At 41.1% G+C, this 10431-nt stretch carries 8 protein-coding genes and 1 pseudogene; 4 read left to right on the top strand and 5 right to left on the bottom strand.

The window, feature by feature from the left end:
- Both RYL27_RS08970 and pth read right to left on the bottom strand, forming a co-directional pair.
- Positions 1 to 1824: CarD family transcriptional regulator (locus RYL27_RS08970; RefSeq protein WP_314966682.1), on the bottom strand; the 1824-nt coding region annotated here is incomplete at its 3' end.
- Complete coding sequence (gene pth, locus RYL27_RS08975; RefSeq protein ID WP_314966685.1) at positions 1817 to 2410, bottom strand: aminoacyl-tRNA hydrolase; 594 nt, start codon at positions 2408 to 2410, stop codon at positions 1817 to 1819. The genes pth and RYL27_RS08970, both read right to left, overlap by 8 nt.
- A 468-nt stretch (positions 2411 to 2878) precedes the next feature.
- On the opposite strand from pth, the gene RYL27_RS08980 reads away from it, so the two are divergent.
- The 4 genes from RYL27_RS08980 (at position 2879) to RYL27_RS08995 (ending at position 5079) form a co-directional block, all read left to right on the top strand.
- Positions 2879 to 3091 carry a helix-turn-helix domain-containing protein gene (locus RYL27_RS08980; protein WP_007156672.1) on the top strand — a complete coding sequence of 71 codons (213 nt, stop codon included), beginning with the start codon at positions 2879 to 2881 and terminating at the stop codon, positions 3089 to 3091.
- 54 nt (positions 3092 to 3145) lie between these two features.
- The gene (locus RYL27_RS08985; protein WP_308578797.1) at positions 3146 to 3649 is read left to right on the top strand and encodes a Csac_0668 family 2Fe-2S cluster-binding (seleno)protein; all 504 of its coding nucleotides are present in this window, start codon (positions 3146 to 3148) and stop codon (positions 3647 to 3649) included.
- A 120-nt stretch (positions 3650 to 3769) separates the two neighbouring features.
- The gene (locus RYL27_RS08990) at positions 3770 to 4147 is read left to right on the top strand and encodes a hypothetical protein (RefSeq protein ID WP_007156674.1); all 378 of its coding nucleotides are present in this window, start codon (positions 3770 to 3772) and stop codon (positions 4145 to 4147) included.
- 11 nt (positions 4148 to 4158) lie between these two features.
- Positions 4159 to 5079 carry a toll/interleukin-1 receptor domain-containing protein gene (locus RYL27_RS08995; RefSeq protein ID WP_007156675.1) on the top strand — a complete coding sequence of 307 codons (921 nt, stop codon included), beginning with the start codon at positions 4159 to 4161 and terminating at the stop codon, positions 5077 to 5079.
- A 488-nt stretch (positions 5080 to 5567) separates the two neighbouring features.
- Here RYL27_RS08995 and RYL27_RS09000 read toward each other — a convergent pair whose 3' ends face one another.
- The 3 genes and pseudogenes from RYL27_RS09000 to RYL27_RS09010 all read right to left on the bottom strand — a co-directional run.
- The gene (locus RYL27_RS09000) at positions 5568 to 6407 is read right to left on the bottom strand and encodes a DUF6892 domain-containing protein (RefSeq protein WP_183681426.1); all 840 of its coding nucleotides are present in this window, start codon (positions 6405 to 6407) and stop codon (positions 5568 to 5570) included.
- Positions 6408 to 7079: 672 nt separating this feature from the next.
- The gene (locus RYL27_RS09005; protein ID WP_314966688.1) at positions 7080 to 9185 is read right to left on the bottom strand and encodes an efflux RND transporter permease subunit; all 2106 of its coding nucleotides are present in this window, start codon (positions 9183 to 9185) and stop codon (positions 7080 to 7082) included.
- A pseudogene (locus RYL27_RS09010) lies at positions 9186 to 10431 on the bottom strand (hypothetical protein); the annotation flags it as partial. It abuts the gene before it with no gap.

Below are 10431 nucleotides of genomic sequence, written 5' to 3' on the forward strand. Positions count from 1 at the left end.
CAAAAGCTGGTCTCCGGTTTCCTCGTAGGGGAAGGCCTCTTCAAATTCTCTCTGCCAAACCGTATCCTTTCCAAAGGGATAGCCCCGTTCCTGCTGTCTCTTGGCATAGAGAGCCAGAAGTTCTTTCGCAATTTCCCGCACTGCTCCCTTCACCTTGGACTTGGTTTTCTGCCATTCGGAACCGTTTAAACGATTTAATTTGGGAGCCTTTGCCTCCTTTCCGGCATATTTCTCAATACCGTCCAATTTATTCACCGGCAAATACAGATTCCCCCCGTCTCCGTAGAGAATCTTTAAATAGTCCTTGCTGACCCCGTCTGTTACGATTCGCTCAATTCCCTCATAAATACCGATACCGTGGCTTTCATGCACCACATAGTCTCCCTTATGAAGCTCCGTCAAAGAACCGATATGGAGGCTTTCCACCTGCTTTTTCTTACGCCGCTTTCTCCCTGCAAGACTTTGCCCATATAGGTCCTGCTCCGTCATTACCAGGATTTTTTCCTGAGGCAAATAAAAGCCCTTTCGAAGGTACTGTGGAAGAACCCGAATGCTTCCCGGATTTTCCTCTTCTTCCCTGTCCTCCGACATAGTATCCGGGCAATAAGCGGAAAGCCCTTCCTGTCTTAGCTCTTCCGCAAGACGGGAGGCCCTACTTTGGGAAGGAGAATACAGGGAAATTCGAACCTTCTCCTTCTTATATTTTTCCATGTCCCCCTTAAACTGGGCAAACTGCTTGCCGTAGAAGGGGATTTCTCTACATTCCACGGAAATGGATTTTAACGGATTTTCAAAGACCTCACTCCATTCAGAAAGGCCTCCAAGGCTTGAAAAGAAGAAAATGGGGCGTGAGGCACATTCCTCCATAAGCGTTCTAACAGAGAAAAGATCTAATGGCGTTTGGTCCTTTTCTTCCTCAAGCTTTTCAAATTTTCCTTTCTTTCGTCCCTGACTCTCCGCCTCCGCTTTTTCCACTTCAGCTCTTTGGGAAAAGTAGGCGATAAATTCCTCCTCTACCCTCTTTCCCTCTTCCAAAACCCGCACCGGCTCATCCACAATCACCAGACAATCCTTGGGAAGATAGTCTAAAAGAGAAAAAGCCTTTAAGGAAGAGGGCTTTCCCTGCTCGGAAACCGGGTAAATATTGGCTTCCTCCACCTGTTCCAAAGAACGCTGGCTTTCCAAAGAAAAATATCTAAGACTATCCACCTCATCATCAAAAAATTCTATTCTAAGGGGCTCCTCCATTTGATTGGAAAAGACATCCAGGATTCCTCCCCTAAGGGAGTATTCCCCTCTGCTTTCCACCTGGTCCACCCTTTGGTATCCCAGAGAATGCAGGCTGTCCTGTAAGCTCTCCAAAGAAAGTGTCTGTCCCAGCTGCACCGTAAACACCGCCTGGCGGAAGGCATTTTTCCCCTCTAGCTTTTCCAGCATGGCCGGAAGGGTGGTCACCACCATCCCCTCTTCTTCCTCCACCAGCTGCCGAAGGCACTCGCTTCGCTCCCTGCTGATATAGTTTCCTCTGGTATCCGCCTTATAAAAGAGGTAGTCCTTCGCCGGAAATAAGACGCAGTTCTCCGCAAAGATTTTACCGTCCTGAAGAATCTCCTTTGCCCGCTCCTCCGTCTTACAAAGGTAAAGAATCCATTTACCCCGAAAACCAAGAGCCAAAAGGGACTTTAGAGAGTCGGAAATCCCCTCCACAAACAAAGGCTCTTTCTTTTCCAAAGCCTCCGTAAGTTCAAAAAAAATCCGGGTTTTACTCGCCGGATTTTTCGGTAGAAGAATGCCTTCCTCCGGCATTTTTTCCAGATTATGCATCAGCCTCTTCCTTTCCCTTCTTCTTTTGGTTGAACTCGTTCATCGCCTGATCGATACCCTTTTCCACGATGGCGATACAAGCCTTGGCTGCTCTCTCGTAGGCATCTTCCATCTCCGCCTGTTCTGCCTTGGAAAATGGAGAAAGCACATGGTGAGCCAGATCTTCCTTCTCTCCCTTGGCTCCCACCCCTAAACGAATTCTAGGAAACTCTTCGCTGTGCAGGTGAGCGATAATATTTTTCAGCCCGTTATGGCCTCCGGCAGAACCCTTCTTCCGGATGCGAATGTCTCCCGGTGCAAAGGATATTTCATCGGAAAGCACCAAAATATGCTCATTGGGAATCTTAAAATACTGAGCCAAGGGCACGATGGACTCCCCGGAAAGGTTCATATAGGTAAGAGGCTTTAAAAGAAGCACCTCTTCGCTACCGATTCTGGTCTTGGTATAAGCACCGCGAAATTTGGTGCTTTCCAAAGACAGATTGCCCAGCTCCTTACAAAGCACATCAATCACCGCAAAGCCGGCATTATGCCTGGTGCCCACATATTTTTTCTCCGGATTTCCCAGTCCAGCAATTAACCACATACTAATACCCTCTCTATTCTTAAGCTCGCTTAAAGCACAAGGCGTATTATAGAGGGTTTTTCCAAACGAATCAAGGTGGAAGCCTCGTAGCGAAGAACTATAAGCAATGAAGGGCTACGCTCTGATGCAGTATGGACCTGTAAGCGGGGCACGCTCCCGCTAACCTCGCCTCGTAGCGGATACTAAGCGAAAAACACAGTTTCTGTGTTTTTCGCAAGTACCGACGGGCTCAGATTGCCCCTTTTACAGGCCCATACTGCATCAATCGCTTCAGCTTTGGAATTCTTACAGTTCTTCACTGCTCTATGGTTCAGGGATTTGGAGCAGTTCCAAGTGGGACAAGGAAAAAAACAAGGACTATCTCAATAAATACTAACGCAAGCACAAGTATAAAATAGGCTAAAGTGACTTATCAGCCTATTTATGATATAATATATCTTAACAATAAAACGGATAAGGGGTAATAATATGGCAATTTCTTATAAACCATTATGGCACTTATTGGTAGAAAGAGAAATGAACAAAGAAGACTTAAAAGGAGCTGCAAACATAACAAGTAACATAGTTTCTAGAATGAGCAAAAACTCTTATGTGAACTTAGAATCATTAGAAAAGATTTGCCTGGCATTGGATTGCAGAATTGAAGATGTTATAGAAATTCATAGAAATGAGGTGGAATAAAATGAAGAAAATATTTTTTAGAAAGGAGGAAATAAAGTGAGTCAAGAAAATAAGATAAGTCAATCTTGCTGAGGTTCAATACAAAAAACCACTGGTACAGTGGAAGAAAAAGCAAATTGCCCCAAATGTCACAAAAGAGGAGAAAAGGTTAAGAATATAACTGTAAAGCATATGGTATCAGAAAACCTTATGGGAAAGGTTGTAGATGAAGAAACTTACTATTTATGTATGAATGAAGATTGTGATGTCGTGTATTATAACTTAAACAATGAAAGAGTTTTTTATAAGGAAGATGTAAAAGTTCCTATATGGTTTAAAAAGGATGCAAATCCCAAATATATATGCTATTGCAACCAAGTTACAGAGCAACAAATTATAAACGCTGTTTTAGATGATGGTGCAAAGAATATTAAAGATATTATTAGACTTACAGGGGCAATGAAAAATGGAAAGTGCGAAATTAACAATCCTTTGGGAAAATGCTGTAGTCCTTTTATTCAAGAAACCATCAATAAGGCATTAAAAAGCAAACAAAAGTTTGCGAAACATAATTTATAAAGTACGTCACAACAGTAATAAAATTAAAAATAATAAAAAACTATAGAATTAAAATTTTAACGGTTCAGATGTAAAAGTCTGGGCCGCTTTTTTATTTTTACCGGAAAGGAGGTCACCTATATGGTAAATGATGAAGTTAATAATAAGGCTATAAATATTGAGATAAAAGTGGCTCAGTATTCAGCAAAGGCTATTTTAAAAGCTATGAAAAAGATTATAGAAGATGCCGATGAAAAAAGCCAACCACTTGCAGATTATATTAGTGAAAAAAGAAAAACTAATTCAAGGAAACTTAAGGATATGGTAAAGAAAGGTAAGCTGGAAAATATTGATGAGCAAATCGAAAATAAATTCTATGCTTTTAAGGATTACGCATATAGGCGTAAAATAAATTGGGGGTTTGTTAGAGATAAAGATACAAGACTTTATATTAACAATACAAACTACACAAAAGAAATGAATAATGAAAACTGGAAAAGGCTAGAAGATTTATTTTAATGAGGTGTTAAATGATAGAAAACAATATTCCAAAAGTATTTATATCATATTCGTGGGAAAGCAAAGAACACTCTGATTGGGTTAAATCTCTAGCAGATAAATTGTTAGCAGATGGTATTGAAGCCATAATAGATAGCTATGATGTAAGTCCAGGGGATAGACTTCCAAAATTTATGGAAAGCTCGATAAGAGATAGTGATTATGTAATTATAATTTGCACTGAAGAGTATAAAAGGAAAGCTAATAATAGAGAAAAAGGTGTAGGTTATGAAAGTCATATAATATCTGCGGAACTCTACAATAATCACAATGATAGGAAGTTTATTCCAGTCATTAGACAAGGAGATTTTAATTCAGCTTTGCCTACTTACCTAGATGGAAAACTTGCAATAGATTTAAGAGGTAATCCATTTAATGAAGATTCATATAAGGATCTTATTGCATCAATATTTAAAGTTAAAAAGAAACCTAAAGTAGGTATAAGACCATATTATGTTGATGAATATGAACCAATAACAATTGAGGGAGACGATATAAAAATAGTGGGCATTATAACAAATGAAGTTACCTTGCCAAAAAATGATGGAACAAGAGGTTCTGCTTTGTATAGAATCCATTTTAGATTATCTAGCAAACCAACTAGCACATGGTCTGAATTGTTTTTAAGAAATTGGAATTACCCACCAAGTTTTACATCAATGCATAGACCTGGAATAGCTAGAGTTGAATCTGATAAAATCATTTTAGATGGAACAACAATCGAAGAGGTAAAACAATATCATAGAGATACCTTAATCTTGTGTGTAGAAAAAACAAATGAAGAAGAAAAACAATATAGAAGAAGAGAAGAACAATTAAAAAGAAAGAAGCAAGAAGAAATAGAAAATCATTATAGAAATATAGAAGATATTTCAAAAGACTTAAAATTTTAATTGTGACACTTTGAAAGGGATAGCAGAAATGATATCTCTTTTTTATTTTAACGAAAGACTAACTATTAATAGTCAAGCATAAGATTAAGATTTTTAGAATAAAATACGGAAACGTATTTTAGATAGATTAGTACATTGAAAACTGTATGACGAATAGAGCATCAGCGATGATGCTCTCAGAAAAGATTATGAGCTAATTTAACTTATAAAGGCTGATATGACGTATGGGTTATTTCCATCCGAAAGATGGTTCTGACAAGCTTTTTAATCACATGGCTTATTGCGACATAGTGAGATTCTTATAGTCCTTCATTGCTCTTGTGCTCAGTAAGTGCGGTGGACTGGATTGCCCTTTTACAGGCCTATACTGGATCAATCGCTTTAGCTTTGGGATTCTTATAGTCCTTCACTGCCTCAGAGCTTAGAACGCTCCCATACTTTACATATCTCCTTACCAACTTTGCTAATACTATCATTTGTTTTCATTGTTAAAGCGGTTCTACTGCAATATTTGCAGCCTCGAATACTTCTTTTACCTTATCAAAATCACTGCTCATAAGGTTAGCTTTTTTTAGATTTGGAAATTGCTGTAGTTCTTCCAAAGTGATTTCATTTAGGTCAAAACTGTCGTCTTCTCCATCCCACTGGGGAATAATGTTCATGTACACATCATTCCCGCCGTCCATGTAGAGCATTTCCACATAGGGGGCAAAGTTCTTTGGAATTTCCATTTCCTTAAAGAAATTCATCGCAGGTTCTATAATGGCATCACTGTCCGTATCGATATTTTTGCCTTTATATTGGTCGGCAAAAGCATAGATATCAAATTCCGGCTTCAGCAAATGCAGGTCATACATCAAGACTTGAATAATCGCTAATTTGAAATTCAAAGTATCAAAATGGAGAATATCGCTTTCACTTTCTTTAGTAAAACTTGGCAAAGCCGACTCTTTGCCAGCAGTATTTTCTCTACTGGTCACAATCTTAGCCAGTTCAGCTTTAAGATAATTATTTTTATAGCTAAAAGCAGCCGTCAAAGGGATTATAAAAACAGGTAAGAACACAATGATTCCTGTAAGTGCAAGACCTTGAGAGTGATTTCCCGTATGTCCGCCTTCCGAAATGCGATTCAAAAAGTCTGCTACCCTAGTGAAGATTTCTCCTCCTACAACGAATAGCAAAATGAACTCTAAAGTCAATAAGCCCAAAATGATAATCATCATTCTCTTTGCAGCCTTATCACATATTTCTATTTTGCTTTCTATGCTGATGGATTCAGCACCGGATATATTGGAAAACCACTTTTCTGCTCTTTCCTCTCTCGTCATAATGAATCTCCTGTGCATATACAAGTTTTCACTGATTGTGCAACAGTATTATACAAAATTCATTTTATTCTCTCTATAGCAAAAGCCTCATGCCCTTTACAAATCCTCCGCGACAAATTGAAGGGCTGTAATAAGCCACCTAATGCAGCATAGGTCTGTAGGTAGGGCAATCTTAGCCCGTCATGACTTGTCGAAAGTGAGGAAGTGAAGGACTGTAAAAAACAACAAGTTTCAGTGATTGATGCAATATAAACCTATGAAAGGGGTAATCTGAGCCCGCCGAAACTTCTCGAAAGCGAAAGAATCACGGTAAGTAAGGGGCAATATAATTCCAACAATTAAAGCGATTGATGCCATATAGACCTGTAAAAGGGGCAATCTGAGCCCGTCGGTACTTGTCGGAAGTGAGGAAGTGAGGAAGTGAAGGACTATAAAAAACAACAAGTTTCAGCGACTGATGCAGCATATCCCTGTAAAAGGGGCAATCTGAGCCCGTCGGTACTTGCGAAAAACACAGAAACTGTGTTTTTCGCTTAGTATCCGCTACGAGGCGAGGTTAGCGAGAGCGTGCCCCACTTACAGGGATATGCTGCATCAAAGCGTATCTTGTATAATAATTGTAGTCCTTCACTACGAAAGGCTGCTGAGTGCAAGCATGACCCTAATACAGGTCTATACTACAACAGCGCCGGCAACTTTACTCTTCACCGCCTTCTTTTTCTTTTCTGCAAAAATCAGTACTCTATCCAAAATTCCCAATAGGGAGGGCATAAGGAAGATTACGAAGAAGAGGGAACATACGGCGCCTCTTCCGATCAATTTTCCCAGCTGGCCGATGGCGGGGACGGAGGAGATAAAGGAAATCACATAGCCGACCACCGCCAGAATGGTTCCGGAAACAAAGAGGGAGGATAGGCTCTTTTCAATGGAAGCAATAATGGCTTCTTTTCTGCTCTTTTTCTCTCTTTCTTCCTTAAAGTGATCCAAGGTCAAAATGGCATAGTCCACCGTTGCGCCCAGCTGAATACTGGACACGATAACATAGCCGATAAAAATCATATTGGTGCCTTCCAGGAAGGAGAAGGACATATTGCTCATAATGGCCAATTCGATAGGAATCATTGCCACTACGGCAAAGACTACCGACTTAAAGGAAAGCATAACTACCAGGAAGATGATAATCATGGACAGGGTATTTACCTTGGCATTATCTGTGCGGAGGATATTTTCCATATCCATGGTGGCAGTGGTATCTCCCACCAGATAGCTGTCCTCTCCGGTGTAAACCTTCAGAATCTGTCGAATGGTGTTTACTGCCTTATAGGATTCCTGGCTTTCTCCGGGAAGGTTTAAGGTAATGACCATTCTGCTGTAGCCGTCTTTTCTGACTAAATCTAAAGAGGACTTCGGCACCATAAACTCCGGTACTCCCTCCGGTAATAACGCACTTAAGGACTGCACATTTTCCACGTAAGGAAGGGAAGTTAAAAGATTTCCCAATGCCTTCTCTCTGTCGTTTCTTCCCTCCGGATAAATGGCAACTAAGAGATTTTCCTCTCCGAAAACGGCATTGATTTCCTCCTCCATCTTGGAAATTTCCGTGCCTTCCCCTTTGACCACCGCACCGTTACTAAAGCGGAAGTCATTCATCCCCTGCATGATATTTAAGGGATAAACCAATAGAATAGTAAGGATCAGCACAAGGGGACTAAGTTTATAAGCAAACTTTGCCAAGGGCTTAAAAGAGGGCACGAAGGACTTATGTCTTGTCTTTTCCACAAAGTTCCACATTCTAAGCAGAAGAGCCGGCATAAAGAAAATAACCGTTAAAAGACTGAATACCACACCCTTCGCCAGCACGATTCCCATATCCTTACCGATGCCGAAGCTCATGGCACATAGGGCCAAAAAACCTCCTACAGTGGTTAGAGAAGAAGCTAAAATCGTGCTTAAGGACTTTCCTACCGCATAGGACAGGGCTTTTTCCTTATCCATCCCTTTTTCAAGACCGGTTTCAAAGGAGTGAAGCAAGAAGATGGCATAGTCCATGGATACTGCAATCTGCAAAATTGCCGCAACGTTATTGGTGATAAAAGATACCTTTCCCAGAAACACGTTGGTACCCCGGTTTAGTCCCACCGCCAGCAAAATAGTAATCAGGAATAAGAAGGGCTCTCCGTAGGAATTGGTCATTATAATCAGAATCAGGAAAATAAAGCCAAGTCCCAGGCCTAAAATCAAGCCCATTTGGCTGCTTACCTGTTCCTCCACCGTCTTACTTTGTACGGCAAGGCCTGCATACACCGCCTTGTCTCCCAAAAGGCTTTCGATTTCCCTAAGGGTCTTCTTTGTTTGTACGTCACTGTCTCCATTTACAAAGACTACATGAAATAAGGCGTTTCCGTCCTTATAATCTAAATCCTTTTCCTTCTCCTTTTCTTCCATAAATTCAGGAGCATAGGCACTTTTGGAGCCTGTGGAAAAACTCACTCGGTCTACGCCGGAAATATGCTCTATCTGCTCCTTATAGGAAAGGGCTTCTCCCATGGAAACATCCTTCAGCATGATTCTTGCTGTTCCGGGATAGCCGAAGCTATCCTCCATCTTCTGAATTCCCTGCTGCGTCAGAGAAGACTCTGGAAGATACTTACTTAAGTCGTAATTTATCTGCACAAAGAGGCAAAGAATCAGGGAAATGCCTAAGAGCCCCCAGAAAACTCGACTGATTTTTTCTCTATATTTAACAATAAAATCTGCACATTTTTCGCTAATACTCATTTACTTCCCTCCTTTGAAAATAGAGGTGATTCCTTTCCATACCTTGTTTGCCACTTGTCTCAGTCTATCCCAGAGGCTAGGCTCTTTCGTTTCTTTAGTCTTTACCGTTTCTTCCTTTACTTCTTTGATTTCTTCGGTACGTAAGGTCACAGCCACATCCACAATATTGTCATTTTCGGAAGGCATTAAGGACTCAATGGGTCTGTTAGGATCAATTTCCAAAACACTGGACTTTTCCCCTACATTTTCATCCCACTTCTTCTCCACAAGGGCTTCCAACTCTCCCTTGGCATTACGAACAGCTCCGGTAGAATCCAAAACAGCCTCTCCGTTTTTCAGCATTTTCTCGGTAGCATTTAAATTATTTTCAATAGAAGAATAGGCCTCCTCTCTCTTTCCTCGAAGGTAAGCATCCTGTTCTTGCAGGGTTCCTCGTAAATCCTCCATGGTTTTCTGACTGTTCTCCAAAAGCGTGTTTAAGTTCCTGCCGGTTTCCTCTCCCTTCTCCGCATAGCTTTTCAGGGTCTCCTGCAATCTCTTCACATCTTCAATGTTGTCTTCCAAAACGGAAAGACTCTCTTTAGAGTTTGTCAGTCCGGAATGGGCATTGGAGGAAAATTCCTTTAAGGCAGGACTTAGCTTTTCCATTGCAAGCTTCTGCATCTCCGCCTCTGTACCGGCCTCCTCTGCCTGCATAGAAATATATTCCTGAACCAGAGCCATAATCTGATCCTTCAAAGGAGAACCCTCCAGCTTAGCCGATAAATTCGCTAAGCTGTTCTGTACGGATCCCTGCTTTTTTGCGGAAAGTAAGGCTTCCACCTGACTAAGACTCTGCTGTGCCTTATCAATTTCTGTCTGACCGGGTACATCTCCCCGAAGGGCCACCAAAGAATCCTCCAACTCCAGCATGGCATTTTGCAAACGATTCATATTGCTCTGGCTTTCACTGATATTGTTCTTGGTATCCCGACTCAGTCCGTTGAAATCCTCCACATTTCCCGTAAGAGGGCTGATGCTGCTATTCACAGTCTCCATATCCTGATAGATTTGATCTCGACTGTTTTGATAATCTCTTCCTTCTTCCTGAGTTTTCCTTAGAAGAGCCTCGCTGTTATTAATGTTTTTCCGCATCGTTTCCAAGGATTGCTGAGAGGCATCCAAGGAATCCAAAAGGCTGTTTCCGGCGTCCTTTAGGGCATGGTAAGAGTTCTCCGACTCTTCCTTTGCCTCTCGTAAGTCCGTG

It is taken from the genome of Oribacterium sinus (genome assembly GCF_963537195.1).
In the GTDB taxonomy this organism is placed as follows: Bacteria; Bacillota; Clostridia; order Lachnospirales; family Lachnospiraceae; genus Oribacterium; species Oribacterium sinus_A.

What these genes read in the sequence shown, in the direction of transcription:
- RYL27_RS09000 (WP_183681426.1), bottom strand. Translation starts at nt 6,407, where the DNA reads ATGACGAGAGAGGAAAGAGCAGAAAAGTGGTTTTCCAATATATCCGGT.
- RYL27_RS08990 (WP_007156674.1), top strand. Translation starts at nt 3,770, where the DNA reads ATGGTAAATGATGAAGTTAATAATAAGGCTATAAATATTGAGATAAAA.
- RYL27_RS08980 (WP_007156672.1), top strand. Translation starts at nt 2,879, where the DNA reads ATGGCAATTTCTTATAAACCATTATGGCACTTATTGGTAGAAAGAGAA.
- RYL27_RS08995 (WP_007156675.1), top strand. Translation starts at nt 4,159, where the DNA reads ATGATAGAAAACAATATTCCAAAAGTATTTATATCATATTCGTGGGAA.
- RYL27_RS09005 (WP_314966688.1), bottom strand. Translation starts at nt 9,185, where the DNA reads ATGAGTATTAGCGAAAAATGTGCAGATTTTATTGTTAAATATAGAGAA.
- pth (WP_314966685.1), bottom strand. Translation starts at nt 2,410, where the DNA reads ATGTGGTTAATTGCTGGACTGGGAAATCCGGAGAAAAAATATGTGGGC.